The sequence below is a fragment of the Intestinimonas butyriciproducens genome (genome assembly GCF_016901775.1).
Taxonomy (GTDB): Bacteria; Bacillota; Clostridia; order Oscillospirales; family Butyricicoccaceae; genus Pseudobutyricicoccus.
The window spans coordinates 15,715-28,525 of the sequence record NZ_JACJKW010000015.1 but is presented as its reverse complement, the minus strand read 5'-3'; the positions used below and the strand labels follow the sequence as shown (position 1 = coordinate 28,525).

Sequence of the window (12,811 nt, the reverse complement as noted above, 5' to 3'; positions counted from 1 at the left end):
AAAGGTCAGCAAGGTCTCATCAAACAACCGCAATTCGTACTCTTTCGGCATTTGCTCACCTCCATTTAAAGTTATTATACCACGAAACAACAGTGAAGTGGTATATTGGCCGTGTTTTCGGTTGTCCCGCTTGCGGGACGAGAAAACGGCTGTAAAAACAAAGTATACTAGCTGCAAAGCAGCTAGTATACCAACTGTCAGACTGAAAAGCCATTTCTTTTACCGAAATGCTTCTGGTCTGCCTACGCTGTCAAAACCTTTTTTGCCGGAGATCACCACATTATTTGATCCGCTGGAGCAATGGATGATCAGCAGATTGCCATCTTCATCCCGGCCCCCTACGATACCCACATGGCTGTCATCACCATAAAAGACCAGGTCACCCGGCTGAGCATCTGCCCAGGAAACCGGTGTGCAATAATCATGCTGGGACGCTGCGCCGCCACCGTGGCCAGGCTTATATCCCAGGGCGTTGTGAAAGACCCAATCCACAAATCCAGAGCAATCCAAGCCGTACGGCCGATAAGTCCCTGTGGTCTTGCTGCCCTCTGCGGTGACCTTTTGCATAGTTCCCCACCGGCTGTCCCAGCCGATGGCGTTGCTCTTGCCGCCCCAGAAGTAGTTCACCTTGCCCACCAGGGTCAATGCCTTTTCAATCACGGCCTTGCGGTCAGGATTGAGACCCTCCGGCAAGTTTTCCAGCAGTTTAAGAGCATCCTCCTGGGTAATGGTCAGATCTCCAAGCATATCGTCAAACATTCCCAGCCCATCCAGCAGCGCATCCAGGTCGGTATTCTGATATTCGGTGAAGTGGTAAAAATCCCGCATCTCATCCACGGTCTTACTTTCGATGTGTAGAATGAGCACCTTTACCTTCAGCTCTCCTTCTTCCACCTCTACTACCTCACCCCAGACCTCCACCATATCCCAAAACACTTTCTTCAGCCGTTTTACCCGATCTTCGTCAAAGGTGGCCACATCGGTGGCATCTTCTCCATCACTGCCCGCTACTTTAACAGCGAATACCGCCAGCACTTCCCGCCAGTCCGGCAGCGCACCATCAGTCTCAATCCGGCTGTAAGAGCCTTCAAAAGAACTTTGGATCTCTTCCAGCTTTTCCGTGTATTCTTCATTGACCTGGGCAATAGCCGCAGACGGGGCGATAGTTCCAGGAGTGTCATTCTCTCCAGCTGCAAAAATGCCGAAAGGAGAAGCAATTACTGCTCCCAAAGCCAACACGAGAAAGAGAAGAAATGCGAAAATACCACCACCAACAGCGGCAATCAACACCCGGGCAAACATAGCCGCTGCCTGAGCTGCCTGTTTTGTGGATTTCTGTGCCCGTTTTCGTGCCGCAGCCACGACCTTCTTCGCTTTTTTTACCACCGTTTCTCTCAGGCGCTCTTCCGCCTGCTTCTGTACCCGCGCCTTTGCCTGTTTGGCCATGCCGCTCTTCAGCATCGCCGCACTGCCTTGTTTCGCAGCTTCTGCGGATTGCCTAGCCGAAACAGAAGAAGTCGATCGGGATTTGAGGGACGCACTTACAATAGTGTTTCTTTCTTTGAGCGCACTAACTGAAGGGTTCCGCTCACGGAAAGCAAATCTCGTACGCTGTTCATCCGTAGGCCCTTCTCCTGCTGACTTTATCTTCAGCGCTTTACCCTGTTCTTTCAGGCCAAATTCTGATATCGAAAGTTCGTTTTCTTTTTCAGCCAGGGATGCCCATTCTTTTCGCAGCACAGCAGTTTTCTGTGCATCAGAGATTGCTTTTTGCCGCCCTCTCTCCATGGGTGTGGGGGGTGTAATCTGTGAAGTTAGAGCAGCTTCCACTGGTGGAGCTGGGATGATCTCTGCTTGCTTAGCCTGGGCCGCCTTTTGGGCTTGTTTTTTCAAATAAACTGCTTTTAGACGCTGCGCTGCATGGGGGGGAAACTTGTCCTATATTCCGAATCAGCTGTTCTTCTGTATGCAGCGTTAAATTCGCCACCTGCCCCCCTTCCATTTGGGGCTGCCCCTGCCCTTCCTGAGCATTGAATTCTTCCGGCTTCCCCTGCTCCGGACGCATTCGGGATAGCTGGGAAACATTCTGCTTCCCACTTCTTCCAAAGCGGTCGATCTCCTTCCCGATCCTGGGCACCGGCATTCTCAGCCCCTGCGCATCCTTAATCCGCCACACTTTCCTTTCCAATGTGTGCAGCGTGGGTTCGGCCTTTTCTTTCATCTTGATATCTCTCATGGCTTCACCTCTTTCTTCCAAAACAAAAAGACAGACTGGTCAGCCAATCTTTCAGCTATCAGTCTGTCTTTTCATCCTTATTCACTTTTTCAGACTTTTTTCGAAAACATCATCTCAGTTGAAGCAAAAAATCAATTGCTTCGTGCACATTGGAAAAAGTCAGACACTTTTGGCATAACCATCGGTTTCTCTCATCAGAATCTTCCAAGCCGGGCAGTCCTTCTGCAAGCAAATTAGATATGGTCCTTTGGGCATTTTTAACTGCTGTTGGATAATTCTTTGCGATTTTGGAAGTAACTGCCGCATTACCTTTTTCATACTCCGGTACCCTTGCGCACAGCCGATCCATCACCCGTTTCTTTTCTTCCGGCGTTTGGATGGAAGGAGCAAGCATCTCATAATGCAGCATCAGCCAATATTCGATACAGCCCGTTGTCATCAGTAATCTGACTTTAATATTAGAGTCTTTACGCAAGGAGCGCAGGTGACGGATAATTTTCAGCCTACTATCCCACTTCGGGACATCTTTGGTTTCCACATCAAAGAAAAACCATATTTCATCGGTTACACCAAGCCAGAAGCATTTGCTGCTGCCGCTCCATAGATGCCACCGCATAATTGATATCGGAAAACCTCCATGTTTTTGAAAACTTGCCTGCCACCTGGAAAATTCCATCTTTGTAGATCCGCTTGATCGGGATGCTCTGCTGGGCACTTTTCGGTACCTGAAAGCCATCCCTCTCCGGATCAGGCTTGATCCAAGGCAAGCTGAATTGCACTGCCATCAAATTCCCCCTGTCTCACTGTCTTTTTTCTTTTTCGGCTTTTTCCTTTTTCGGTTAGCCTGTTCTTCTTCCTTTATCACCATAGCGAAAGCATCAAAATAATAGTTTTGTGCCCGCCATACCCGTTTTCCGGCACACAGCAGCTGCGTTTTACAGATAGTCTACAGGAGCTGTTCCAGGTGCATTCCGTTATACTCAATAAAACCAGCAGCGCCCATGGGCACTGCACACAGGATGCAGATCCAGCTCACAGCTTCCTCCCCTAAAATAGGAACGCATACGAAATAAGCCCCCACAGCGATTGCCACTGCTGCGGCTGAACACACAAACTGACGCAGTGTCAGGCCGAAAAAGATATTTTCTTTGTAGTTGTTGATTTCTTTGTTGATCTTAATCTCAATGGCCATGCACTTTCCCCCTTCTTTACAGGCCGAACATTTCCTTCACCACGCTGTTGGCCCCGAAGATCATAATGATCAGCAGCGCCATATTGAAGAAAGTCTCTTGAAGGTAATTCCACACCTTCATCATGGCGCTGCCATCCACAATCGCTGGCGATCCGGATGAAGCAAAGGCGGAAAAGATGATACAACATAGCACGATCACCACCCCTTGGACACAGAGGGCCGCATAAGAGCGGAGAAAAGATTTTCCCATGGAACTGGTTCCGGTGCCGCCGAAGGTGGCCAAGGCCAGCGGCGCAACAGCAGTATACATATAGATTTTGAAAAATCTCCCGTAAATCACCAGGATCAGTCCGAAGGAAATCAACACGATCCCCAGGCTGCCCAGCAGAGCCAGTGCCCACATGGGGATGCTCTCCAGGAATTTCATCTTATCGGTGGCTTCAATGATTTCCGCAGGCAGTGATACCTTGGTATTTTCCACGCCGCCCAGGCTGCTCATGGCCGTACTGGCAATCCCGGCACCTATGGAAAAGATAGTCTGCATCAGCTGAAGGCCGTAAGTGATGGCCACTTTTGCCAATAAAAAATGCAGAAAATGTTTGATGGCATACTCCGGACGCTGAAAGTCCCGGAAGTTGATGGTGCTCTGGGCCACGCCGATCAAAAAGAAGAGCACCAGAAGGGCATAGCCAGCGGCTTTCATTGCTCCATTGATATTGACGATGGTTATCCATATGGAACCACCTTTAAAGGTTTGCGGCGATTGCAGCAGCAGTTCCCAGATGGTCTCCATGGTGGTGTTCCACCGATTCAGGGAATCCTGCAAAAGTTCTGCCGTCCAAGTCATAGCGTCACTTCCTTTCCCTGGGGGAAGGGCTCCTGGCCCCTCCCCCGCTTATTTTGCTTATGTGCCATAAGATCATCCACCAGTCACCATGGCCAGGATATCCTGGGCAAAGGCAATGATCACACCACCCAGGAAGGTCAGGAAACCCTGAGACCGCTGGGTGGCATCATGGCTCTTGACAGACAGGCCCACCTGCACCACGCCGAACAACAGGATGATCATACCGATGGCCTTGATGGCGTTGCCGATAAACTCGGACAACTTGGTAATGGGGGTCAGGGGATCGGCAAAGGCCATGGTCATCACACCGATGAACAGCACCATCGCCATCATGGCGATCCGCAGCCCATGCTGGATCTTCCGGCATCTTCTTTCCCACCGAACCAGCTCTTCCTGGCGTTCAGCGGACACTGCTTTTTCATTCTTCATCGTACCCTTCCTCCTTGTTTTCTCCCTGGAAGAAATCCTCTTCCTCATCGGGATCATCCAGGATCGTAATATAGTCCAGATCTTCCTCTCCATAAGGCAGATCAGGCAAACGATAATCAGGTACTTCCCGCTTATGCACATAAGCGGGTGCGCCGCCGTCGCGGCTTTTTTTGATGTTGGGATGCTTCATAATGTCATACTTCTTATCCTTTATGGGGCGTTCGCCACGGATGAAAAGCAGAGCATCGTTATCATCCAGCATCCGCACTTCGTCGGATGTCAGCAGCTCTCGTCCTGTATTCTGATAATTGGTAGAGCTGCTTCCGCTGCGACCACGGGTGGTTCCGTAGGTGCGTGTGTCCAGTGTCTCCTTGCCCAGCAGCTTGGAAATGTATTCATGAGTGCTTTGTTCGTTGCCGCCCAAATAGAGCAGCACATCACAGTTGCCCATGATCCCCTCCCACTCGTCCTTGTACTGTGCCTTGATGCTGGCAATGTTCTGGACGATGATATTGAGGAAAATCCTCCGGCTGCGGCAGGTGGCCAGGATCTTGGGATAGCTGTCCGGCTGGGCCACATTGGCCCATTCATCCTGGATGCACCGCACCGGCACCGGCAGAGCGCCGTCATGCAAATTGTCCGCCCGATAATAAAGCTCCTGGAATGCCTGGGTATAAAGCATCCCCACCAGGTAATTCATACTGGCGTCGTTGTCCGGGATCACACAGAAAATCGCCCGTTTCCGCTCACCCAGGCTGCCCAGATCCAGCTCGTCCCGGCTGGTCATGCGGGCAATCTGGGGCAAGTTGAAAGCTGCCAGCCGTACAGCAGCGCTGACAATGATGCTTTTGGCTGTCTTTCCCGAAACGAGTTGTCAAGGACTTTTTAATCAAATTCACGAAAAAGTCACAAACAAGCGCCTCTTTTTTGCCCGGACGTGTTTACTTTCCCCAGCGCATGGGATATAATATAAGCAGAGATAAAGAAAACTTGAGTTCTAAAGAATAGAAAGGGTGACTTGTATGAATTTGGCGAAAATCTCTGCAAATGGTCAAATCACTGTGCCGGTAGAAATCAGGCGGCAGCTTGGGCTGAAATCCGGCGATAAAATCCTGTTCCTCCAAAAGCAGAATGGAGAGATCGTTGTCAGCAACGCCTCCGCTGCGGCCATCCGAAAAGCACAGGCCGCCTTTGCCGGGGCTGCTGATGCACTGGGCGTATCCAGCGAGGATGATATTCAGGCGCTTGTAGACGAAGCGCGTTATGGAAAGGGACGGTAAAATGCGGATATTGGTAGACACAAACATTCTGTTTTCCGCATTGGTCTTTCCCCGTTCCAAACCGGCGCGGGCGTTGCTCTACATCGCAGACAATCACGAAATTGTCCTGTGTGACCGCAACATCGCGGAGCTGCGGGATATTCTCGGACGGAAAGCGCCAAAGTATCTCCCGGATGCCGAAGTGCTGCTGGCAGAGATGTCCTATGAGTTAATTCCTGCGGTAGACCATGCGGAAAAGCTGATACGCGACGCAAAAGACCAGCCGATCTTAAACGCGGCCATTGTGTCGGATGTGGATATTATCCTCACCGGCGATAAAGACTTTTTAAGTCTGGATATGGAACATCCAAAGTGCATGACCGTCGCACAGTTTCTCGAAAGCGAAGGCGTGGAGGATTGACCTCTGCGGCTTTTCTCCTGGCATGGAAAGGGCCGGAAGCCTGTTTGAAGGTTTCCGGCCCGCTGTGTTTTACATCTGCTGTATCTCGTTTTTGAGCATACGCTTGATTTTGTCGCTCATGGTTTCGGTGCTGGTATTGCTGAAATGGACGCGCACCTTGTAGGTGGTCTTGCCGATTTTCTTTACCAGCGCGGGGGCGTCCTCCGGCGCTCTGGCGGGGGTGGTGCCTGCGGTCTGCATGGTACGGGTTTCTTCGTTCATGGCGCTCCTTTCTCCGGGCGGGGCTGCGCCGTCCGGCAAAACAATCAGTCGCTCTTACGGTTCACAATGTCTTTTGCCGCCTGTTTGGTGGCCCCGGCGTTTTCCTCCCGGAAGTTCTTTCCGGCAAAGAGGATCGGGGCGCACCGCTCCAGGATACGGTCATAGATACGGGCGTGGGCCAGGTCAGGCGGGTTCTTGAGTTCGGCCAGTTTCAGGTTGGTGGTGATGATCATGGGCCTGCGGCTGCGGTAGCGGCTGTCAATGACGAAAAACATCTGCTCCATCGCATACTCGGTGCTGCGCTCCACACCCAAATCGTCAATGATAAGCAGGTCGTACTCGTCAAAGCTGGCGATAAAGTCTGCCCTGTCCTCGGAGAACATCCCTGTCAGGCGGTTCAGAATGGTGGGAAAGTTCGTCATCAGCACCGGCACATCCCGGTCAAGCAGGGCGTTAGCGATACAACCGGCGAAAAAGGATTTGCCGGTTCCCACATCCCCAAACAGCAGCAGGCCGGTGTTGTTCTTATAAGCCTCCTTCCAGTTCTCCACATAGGCGCGGGCCTTGTCCATCAGGGGATTTTGGCCGTTGTCGTTGGCGAAGGTGTAGTCGTACAGATAGCGGTCTTGCAGGCCCTGAGCCTTCCGGCGCTTGATACGCTCCATGCGGCGCTGCCGTTCCTCGGCGGCCTTGCGCTGTTCCTCGGCCTCCCGCTGGCACTGGCAGATACAGCGGGGCATGAAGTAGCCCGGTTTCCCAAAGCATGGCACAACGGTCTGCCTCTGGCCGCCGCACTTCTTACAGTGAATGAGGCCGTCTGCCGGGTCTATGTACTCGTCCCCGGCCAGTTCTACACCGGCGGCTGCCTTGTCGATCAGCGCCCGGATTTCTGCGGTAATCTCAATCATACGGTTTCATCCTCCTTTACGCTGTAATCCCGGTTGCGAGAGGGCGGGGCTGCTTTCTTGGCGTCCTCGCTGGCCCAGCGCCGGATGGTGGCGGCATGGCTCTGATACCGCTTGCCGGTAGAAGCCATGTACTCGGACAGCTTTTCGATGTACTGGCCCCATACCGTGGGAAAGCTGGCCTGCAGGTCTGCCAGTTCCTCGTCCGTCAGAAAAACATTCTGGTAACGGCCATAGGCGCGGGCGGGGCGTCCCTTCTCTATCTCTCTCTTTATCTCTATCTCTTTCTCTAACTCTATCTCTATCTCTGGTGGACGAATGTCGGACAAATGTCCGCCGTTTGTCCGGGGCGCGGAAAGAGCCTTGTTTTGGAGCCTCGCCGCCCGCTTTCGCTCGGCCTCGGTGGAGGACTGGCCGATCAGCAGCTCGATATTGCTCATGTAAAAAGTGCCGCTGTCCAGCACTTCTACAAGGCCCAGCTTCAGGAAGATTTGCAAGGCCCTCTCCACAGTGCCAATCTGCTGGCGGGTGATGGTGGCGATCATCTGCGCCGTGTAGGGGATATTCTCGTCAAGCTGGAGCCGCCCGCCGTGTTTCAGGGATTTCAGATACAGCTTGAGCAGGATGTTGGAGTACAGAACACCGTCCTGCATACTTTCCAGCAGCACGATGGAGTCATCGTCAAAATAGTTTTCTTTGAGTTTCAGGTAGTAATATTTTCGATTGTCTGACATGGGTTCCTCCTTGGGGTTCGTTTTGGGCTTCTGTACGCATTTAGAGGGCCGTTTTGGGGGTCAGAGGATAAATCTATCAGGCCCCCGCCGACACCCTCGAAAAAGTCCTTGATTTACAAGGGGTTTTCGGCCCCTAAAGCGTGACACTTAGCCCTCTGTTTGCGCTTGCGCTGGGCGGCCTTGATACGCTTCATGCGCCCGGCACATTCCGGGCAGTATTTGGCCCGGTTGGAGCCGGGGGTGAACAGCGCCCCGCAGACGGCGCACCGCTTGGCGTCCAGGCGGTGGAACAGGGCCGTTTCCAGTTCTCTGTCCAGCGGCAGCACCGCCGCCCGGAACCACCGGCACAACAGGGAGTAGGAAATGGACTGGACGCAGACACATTCCTCCCCATCGTCCAGCGCGATACAGTTGCCGCCGTCATAGTTGCAGCACTCATGTACCAGCCGCCGCGCCCTGCGGTACTGGCGGTAGTCCATGACGGGGACGGGTTCAGGCTTGCTTTTCTTCATGCTGGCACTTCCCACACCCGCCGCAGTTGCCGCAGCCCTGGCAGGCATGGGCCTCCGGCTCCGGGCCGGTGGGCGCGCCTGCCAGTTCCGACTGCAAGAGGGCAGGGGCAGGCGGATATTCAGGTGGACGGTGACAAGATAGTGAACGGTAGTCATAGGCGGTTCCCTCTTTTTTGTGAATTTCAAGGCTATTGAGTTGATTTTGCGTTGCAAATGGCATATACTATAAGTGCAATAAACTTGAAAGGGGCTGATACAATGGCTAACACGACAAATTTCAGCGTCCGTATGGACAGCGACATCAAAAAGCAGTGTGAAACGCTTTACAACGAATTAGGCGTAAACCTTACCACAGCGATCAATGTCTTTCTGCGTCAGTCGCTCCGCGCCGGTGGCTTTCCCTTTGAAGTCAGGCTGGAACAGCCCAACAAGGAAACCATTGCCGCCATGTTGGAGGCAGAACGGGTTGCGCGTGATCCCAGCGTGAAGCACTACTCCGATGTGGAAGAAGCCCTCCGGGAGCTGAAAAGATGAAGCGCGACATTGTTTGGACAACAAAGTTCAAAAAAGACTACAAGCTGGCGATGAAGCGTCACATGGACATCGGCCTGCTGGATGACATTAGGCCAGCTCCACCAGATGGCCGACACACCAGCTCACAAGATACCCGCCACTCTCCAGGTAGCCGTCGCACCGTTTGACGGCGTCCAACACCTTGCCCACGCTCTGTGCCACCGAGGGCTTCTCGCAGATCATGAGTTTAAGCACCTGACCGGCACTGTGATTTACGGTTACTTATGGGATGAAACACGGGAGCATTGGCTCGTAGACGAGGAAGCTGCCGAAGTTGTGCGCCGTATCTTCGCCCTCACACTGGCGGGCTACTCACTTTCACACTAAGCTCCTTTCCCAAGGGAGGAATGCCCTTGACTTTTTGCAAAACAAATGTATAATATAAGATAGATTATCATAAAATAAATTATGATAAAGGAGGCGTCAACATGAAGTTTATCGGCAGACAACGAGAACTGGAGTCTCTTGAAAGGGAATACCAAAAAGACAGCAGCTTTGTTGTGATTTACGGCAGGCGGCGTGTAGGAAAAACAACGCTGATTAAAGAATTTATCAAGGGTAAGCTGGCATTCTACTTTCTCGCAACGGAGGAAGTGGAATCACAAAGCATAAAACGGCTGTCTGGTGTTGTGTCCCGGGTAACACAGAATCCGTTGCTGCAGCGTGCAGCCTTTTCCGACTGGCTGGATTTGTTCCATATCATTGCGGAATTCCGGCCGGAGGAAAAGAAAGTCCTGATTATTGATGAATTTCCTTATCTGGTTAAGTCCAATCCGGCGTTCCCGTCTATTCTGCAAAACGCATGGGACGAGGTTCTCAAGGACAGCAATGTGATGCTGATTCTTTGCGGCTCCTTGATTGGAATGATGCAAAAACACGCGCTGTCTTATGACAGCCCCCTGTATGGCCGCCGGACTGCACAGATCCGGTTGGCGCCTTTGTCGTTCCCGGATGTGTATGCCGCTCAGCATCTTTCTTTTGAGCGTGCGGTGGAGCAATATGCGATTACCGGCGGCGTACCCAAATATCTGGAGTTTTTCAACGATCAGGAAGGACTGCTGGAACAGGTGGAGTCTGCGGTTCTCTCGAAGAACGGTTTTCTGTATGAAGAACCAAACTTTCTGCTGAAAGATGAAGTGGTATCCGCTGTCAACTATTTTTCCATTATCCGCGTGATGGCGGATGGAAACCACAAGTTGGGGAGAATTGCGGGAGCTCTGGGGACAGAAACTTCCGCGCTGACGCCATATCTTTCCACGCTCAGCGACCTTGGCTTTGTCGTGAAGGAAACGCCGGTTACGGAGAAAAATCCGGAGAAGTCCCGTAAAGGCCTTTATTTCATCTCTGATAACTTTGTGCGTTTCTGGTTCCGGTATGTCTATCCATATAAAGGGGAACTGGAACTGGACAATACGCAGATTGTTCTAGATGAAATCCGAAAAGACTTCGTACAGAAGTTTGTGGCCTTCGCCTATGAAGATATCTGCAGATCCATTTTTGCAGACCTTTGCAGGGAAGGTGCCATTGACTTTGTTCCCTCGCGGATCGGAGCTTACTGGCTGAATGATTTGGACAGCGATACGGAAATTGATGTGATGGCGGTGGACCATCAAAACAAGCGATTCTTTGCCGGCGAGTGCAAATACCACAATAAGCCGGTGGATGCGCCTGTCTTTTTTGCTCTCCGCGATAAGGTGCAGGCTTCTGGCGAAATCCAAAAGGTATGGAAAGGCTATCAGCCTATTTTTGGGATATTTTCTAAAAGCGGTTTTACCCAGCGTCTTGTTGACTTGGGCAAAGAAAATCCACAGCTTTTCCTGATTAACGAGGATCATCTTTCTACCCAGCAGTGAGGAATCGGGCGGTGAATCTATTCACCGCCCATTTTTATTCGCCGTCTTCCGGGATGCTGTCCGCAGGAGTTGTTTCCACACCGCCTTCCGTATTTTCGGTGCCCGCTTCGCCTGTGGACTCGCTATCTGCGGCGCCTTCAGCAGTTTCTCCGCCATCCTGGCTTTCAGCATTTTCTTCAACCAGTGTTTCGGGGAAGTAGATCTCCTGAAGCGTCTTGTCCTGCTCAGCCAGCAGTTCCTCGGCCAGCTGGTCGTTGTTGCGGGAGATCAGCGCCACATGGGCCACGCCGTCATTTTCCATTTCAGTAATGATACGGGCCTGCTCCGGGCTTGCCAGCACAGTGATGGTGGCAGACTGCTGCGGCTCTTCGTCCTCGGTAGGCTCCTTGGTATTGTCCACATTGATACCGTCAGAGTCGGTGACCGACAGCACCTTGACAAAGCGCAGTTCCGGCACCTCTTCCGCCGTCTCCAGGAAGTGATAAATGCGGATGATGTCGCCCGGCTGCAGCTTATCCGACAGGCCGGAGGCCAGCGTTTTCACAGTCAGCGAGATGGCGACCTTGCCGGAGGGGATGTCGTTGAGCGCCACATCCGAGGAAACAGGGACGGTGCTGACCTTGCTGGTGAGGATATAGTCGCCCTCTGCCAAATCAGCGTTAGGGAGCTTCCGCATCCCCGTGGACGACCCGTTCTTCCTGGAATGGCAGCAGGGGGCAAAGTTCCTCTGTGAGAGCTTCCGGGAGCTGGAACAGGCCAGTGAGATTGCAACCGCCGTCTTGGTGAGGCCCATGGTCTACCAGCGGCTCTATCTGGACTATTCCCTCCAAGGGGAGTTCCTGCCCCAGTTCCGGAAGAACATGGAAGCGGTCCGACAGCTTGTCGCCGGGCTTCGGGAGAAGGTGGAGGCAGAACCATGAGCAAGGACCGGAACCTCAACCAGATCATCCGCAAAGATGCCCGCGGCTGTTTTGTGGAGAGCCTAAACGATGTGTTCTCCATCGGCAAGGCGCACCTGGCCTTTGTGGCCTACGACCTGCACAGCCCAGCCGGTCAGCGGCAGACCGACAACATCCACATCTACCTGGATATTGCCGAGTTGCTGGAGCTCTGCCGGAAGGCGGAGTCGGGGGAGCTGCGCCAGGCGCTGCAGGCCAAAAAGCGGGACGGGGACAAAGGCCCTCTGTACCAGTGCATGGGCGGCACCTCGGCGGAACGGCTGCGGCAGCTGGGAAAGCCCAGGCCCGACGGCAGGAGCCTGTCCAGGGTCTTTCAGCTGCTGCCCGGCAGCCGGTCCGATTTTCTCCTGGTGGCCGACAGCGGCCCTGGAGAGCGGGACGCCAAGGGACTCATCGTGCCCCGCTTCGGGAAGAAATCGGAAAACCATGTGGCCCTCAGCATGACCATGGAGTCCTTCTGTGAGCTCCTACTGCTCACCAGGGCCCATTACCAGGCCTGGCTTTCCGCCAGCTACGCCAGGGGTGATGTTTCTCCCCAGGAGGGTGAACTTCCCAGCGTGGGTGAGGCGGCAGAAAAAAACCTCTTCTAACAGTTTCCAGCGAAAAGGGCTGCCTCCCAGTGGGGGCAGC

18 protein-coding genes and 2 pseudogenes are annotated in these 12,811 nt (G+C 53.0%); 6 read left to right on the top strand and 14 right to left on the bottom strand.

Annotated features, from left to right (window positions below):
* Window positions 1–219: 219 nt before the first annotated feature.
* From H6A25_RS09000 to H6A25_RS08970, 8 genes and pseudogenes are all read right to left on the bottom strand, one after another.
* The gene (locus H6A25_RS09000) at window positions 220–1,893 is read right to left on the bottom strand and encodes a C40 family peptidase (RefSeq protein WP_204751797.1); all 1,674 of its coding nucleotides are present in this window, start codon (window positions 1,891–1,893) and stop codon (window positions 220–222) included.
* Complete coding sequence (locus H6A25_RS08995) at window positions 1,859–2,236, bottom strand: hypothetical protein (RefSeq protein WP_204751795.1); 378 nt, start codon at window positions 2,234–2,236, stop codon at window positions 1,859–1,861. Before H6A25_RS08995 ends, H6A25_RS09000 begins: the two co-directional genes overlap by 35 nt.
* Window positions 2,237–2,345: 109 nt before the next feature.
* A complete protein-coding gene (locus tag H6A25_RS08990) occupies window positions 2,346–2,774 on the bottom strand; it encodes an RloB domain-containing protein (RefSeq protein ID WP_345941600.1) in 429 nt (142 codons plus the stop codon).
* A gap of 19 nt (window positions 2,775–2,793) precedes the next feature.
* Entirely contained in the window at window positions 2,794–3,021 is a 228-nt protein-coding gene (locus tag H6A25_RS12800) for a hypothetical protein (protein WP_243423310.1), read from the bottom strand.
* A 161-nt stretch (window positions 3,022–3,182) separates the two neighbouring features.
* Window positions 3,183–3,428, bottom strand: a complete 246-nt coding sequence (locus H6A25_RS08985; protein ID WP_204751791.1) for a PrgI family protein — start codon at window positions 3,426–3,428, stop codon at window positions 3,183–3,185.
* Window positions 3,429–3,444: 16 nt separating this feature from the next.
* The gene (locus H6A25_RS08980; RefSeq protein ID WP_204751788.1) at window positions 3,445–4,275 is read right to left on the bottom strand and encodes a hypothetical protein; all 831 of its coding nucleotides are present in this window, start codon (window positions 4,273–4,275) and stop codon (window positions 3,445–3,447) included.
* 72 nt (window positions 4,276–4,347) lie between these two features.
* Window positions 4,348–4,704, bottom strand: coding sequence for a glutamyl-tRNA amidotransferase (locus tag H6A25_RS08975; RefSeq protein ID WP_243423302.1), 357 nt, complete (start codon window positions 4,702–4,704; stop codon window positions 4,348–4,350).
* Window positions 4,694–5,569: pseudogene (locus H6A25_RS08970) on the bottom strand (VirD4-like conjugal transfer protein, CD1115 family); the annotation flags it as partial. The gene H6A25_RS08975 and the pseudogene H6A25_RS08970, both read right to left, overlap by 11 nt.
* 157 nt (window positions 5,570–5,726) lie before the next feature.
* Here H6A25_RS08970 and H6A25_RS08965 point away from each other — a divergent pair.
* Complete coding sequence (locus H6A25_RS08965; protein ID WP_087348856.1) at window positions 5,727–5,984, top strand: AbrB/MazE/SpoVT family DNA-binding domain-containing protein; 258 nt, start codon at window positions 5,727–5,729, stop codon at window positions 5,982–5,984.
* 1 nt (window position 5,985) lies between these two features.
* The gene (locus H6A25_RS08960) at window positions 5,986–6,384 is read left to right on the top strand and encodes a putative toxin-antitoxin system toxin component, PIN family (RefSeq protein ID WP_087348858.1); all 399 of its coding nucleotides are present in this window, start codon (window positions 5,986–5,988) and stop codon (window positions 6,382–6,384) included.
* Window positions 6,385–6,453: 69 nt separating this feature from the next.
* Here H6A25_RS08960 and H6A25_RS08955 read toward each other — a convergent pair whose 3' ends face one another.
* The 4 genes from H6A25_RS08955 to H6A25_RS08940 form a co-directional block, all read right to left on the bottom strand.
* Window positions 6,454–6,624 (bottom strand): transposon-encoded TnpW family protein, encoded by a 171-nt coding sequence (locus tag H6A25_RS08955; protein WP_430651171.1) that lies wholly within the window; start codon window positions 6,622–6,624, stop codon window positions 6,454–6,456.
* 65 nt (window positions 6,625–6,689) lie between these two features.
* Entirely contained in the window at window positions 6,690–7,553 is an 864-nt protein-coding gene (locus H6A25_RS08950; protein WP_204751784.1) for an ATP-binding protein, read from the bottom strand.
* Entirely contained in the window at window positions 7,550–8,284 is a 735-nt protein-coding gene (locus H6A25_RS08945) for a phage replisome organizer N-terminal domain-containing protein (RefSeq protein ID WP_204751782.1), read from the bottom strand. The genes H6A25_RS08950 and H6A25_RS08945 overlap by 4 nt, the downstream gene beginning before the upstream one ends.
* A 113-nt stretch (window positions 8,285–8,397) precedes the next feature.
* The gene (locus H6A25_RS08940) at window positions 8,398–8,796 is read right to left on the bottom strand and encodes a cysteine-rich VLP domain-containing protein (protein ID WP_044992645.1); all 399 of its coding nucleotides are present in this window, start codon (window positions 8,794–8,796) and stop codon (window positions 8,398–8,400) included.
* A 258-nt stretch (window positions 8,797–9,054) separates the two neighbouring features.
* Here H6A25_RS08940 and H6A25_RS08935 point away from each other — a divergent pair, with 258 nt between their 5' ends.
* Window positions 9,055–9,330 carry a type II toxin-antitoxin system RelB/DinJ family antitoxin gene (locus H6A25_RS08935; protein WP_204751780.1) on the top strand — a complete coding sequence of 92 codons (276 nt, stop codon included), beginning with the start codon at window positions 9,055–9,057 and terminating at the stop codon, window positions 9,328–9,330.
* A gap of 90 nt (window positions 9,331–9,420) precedes the next feature.
* Here the strand turns inward: H6A25_RS08935 and H6A25_RS08930 are convergent.
* Window positions 9,421–9,552 (bottom strand): annotated as a pseudogene (locus H6A25_RS08930) (topoisomerase I); the annotation flags it as partial.
* A gap of 245 nt (window positions 9,553–9,797) precedes the next feature.
* Here H6A25_RS08930 and H6A25_RS08925 point away from each other — a divergent pair.
* Window positions 9,798–11,222 carry an ATP-binding protein gene (locus tag H6A25_RS08925; protein ID WP_204751778.1) on the top strand — a complete coding sequence of 475 codons (1,425 nt, stop codon included), beginning with the start codon at window positions 9,798–9,800 and terminating at the stop codon, window positions 11,220–11,222.
* Window positions 11,223–11,256: 34 nt separating this feature from the next.
* Here the strand turns inward: H6A25_RS08925 and H6A25_RS08920 are convergent, their stop codons facing one another.
* Complete coding sequence (locus tag H6A25_RS08920) at window positions 11,257–11,898, bottom strand: RcpC/CpaB family pilus assembly protein (protein WP_345941599.1); 642 nt, start codon at window positions 11,896–11,898, stop codon at window positions 11,257–11,259.
* Window positions 11,899–11,902: 4 nt separating this feature from the next.
* Between H6A25_RS08920 and H6A25_RS08915 the strand changes: the two genes are divergently transcribed.
* Window positions 11,903–12,142, top strand: a complete 240-nt coding sequence (locus H6A25_RS08915; protein ID WP_204751776.1) for a hypothetical protein — start codon at window positions 11,903–11,905, stop codon at window positions 12,140–12,142.
* Complete coding sequence (locus H6A25_RS08910) at window positions 12,139–12,771, top strand: hypothetical protein (protein ID WP_204751774.1); 633 nt, start codon at window positions 12,139–12,141, stop codon at window positions 12,769–12,771. Before H6A25_RS08915 ends, H6A25_RS08910 begins: the two co-directional genes overlap by 4 nt.
* The last annotated feature ends 40 nt before the right edge of the window (window positions 12,772–12,811 follow it).

Coding starts and splice junctions, on each gene's coding strand:
- H6A25_RS08995 (WP_204751795.1), bottom strand. CDS start 2,236: ATGAGAGATATCAAGATGAAAGAAAAGGCCGAACCCACGCTGCACACA.
- H6A25_RS12800 (WP_243423310.1), bottom strand. CDS start 3,021: ATGGCAGTGCAATTCAGCTTGCCTTGGATCAAGCCTGATCCGGAGAGG.
- H6A25_RS08985 (WP_204751791.1), bottom strand. CDS start 3,428: ATGGCCATTGAGATTAAGATCAACAAAGAAATCAACAACTACAAAGAA.
- H6A25_RS08980 (WP_204751788.1), bottom strand. CDS start 4,275: ATGACTTGGACGGCAGAACTTTTGCAGGATTCCCTGAATCGGTGGAAC.
- H6A25_RS08975 (WP_243423302.1), bottom strand. CDS start 4,704: ATGAAGAATGAAAAAGCAGTGTCCGCTGAACGCCAGGAAGAGCTGGTT.
- H6A25_RS08965 (WP_087348856.1), top strand. CDS start 5,727: ATGAATTTGGCGAAAATCTCTGCAAATGGTCAAATCACTGTGCCGGTA.
- H6A25_RS08960 (WP_087348858.1), top strand. CDS start 5,986: ATGCGGATATTGGTAGACACAAACATTCTGTTTTCCGCATTGGTCTTT.
- H6A25_RS08955 (WP_430651171.1), bottom strand. CDS start 6,624: ATGCAGACCGCAGGCACCACCCCCGCCAGAGCGCCGGAGGACGCCCCC.
- H6A25_RS08950 (WP_204751784.1), bottom strand. CDS start 7,553: ATGATTGAGATTACCGCAGAAATCCGGGCGCTGATCGACAAGGCAGCC.
- H6A25_RS08945 (WP_204751782.1), bottom strand. CDS start 8,284: ATGTCAGACAATCGAAAATATTACTACCTGAAACTCAAAGAAAACTAT.
- H6A25_RS08940 (WP_044992645.1), bottom strand. CDS start 8,796: ATGAAGAAAAGCAAGCCTGAACCCGTCCCCGTCATGGACTACCGCCAG.
- H6A25_RS08935 (WP_204751780.1), top strand. CDS start 9,055: ATGGCTAACACGACAAATTTCAGCGTCCGTATGGACAGCGACATCAAA.
- H6A25_RS08925 (WP_204751778.1), top strand. CDS start 9,798: ATGAAGTTTATCGGCAGACAACGAGAACTGGAGTCTCTTGAAAGGGAA.
- H6A25_RS08920 (WP_345941599.1), bottom strand. CDS start 11,898: ATGCGGAAGCTCCCTAACGCTGATTTGGCAGAGGGCGACTATATCCTC.
- H6A25_RS08910 (WP_204751774.1), top strand. CDS start 12,139: ATGAGCAAGGACCGGAACCTCAACCAGATCATCCGCAAAGATGCCCGC.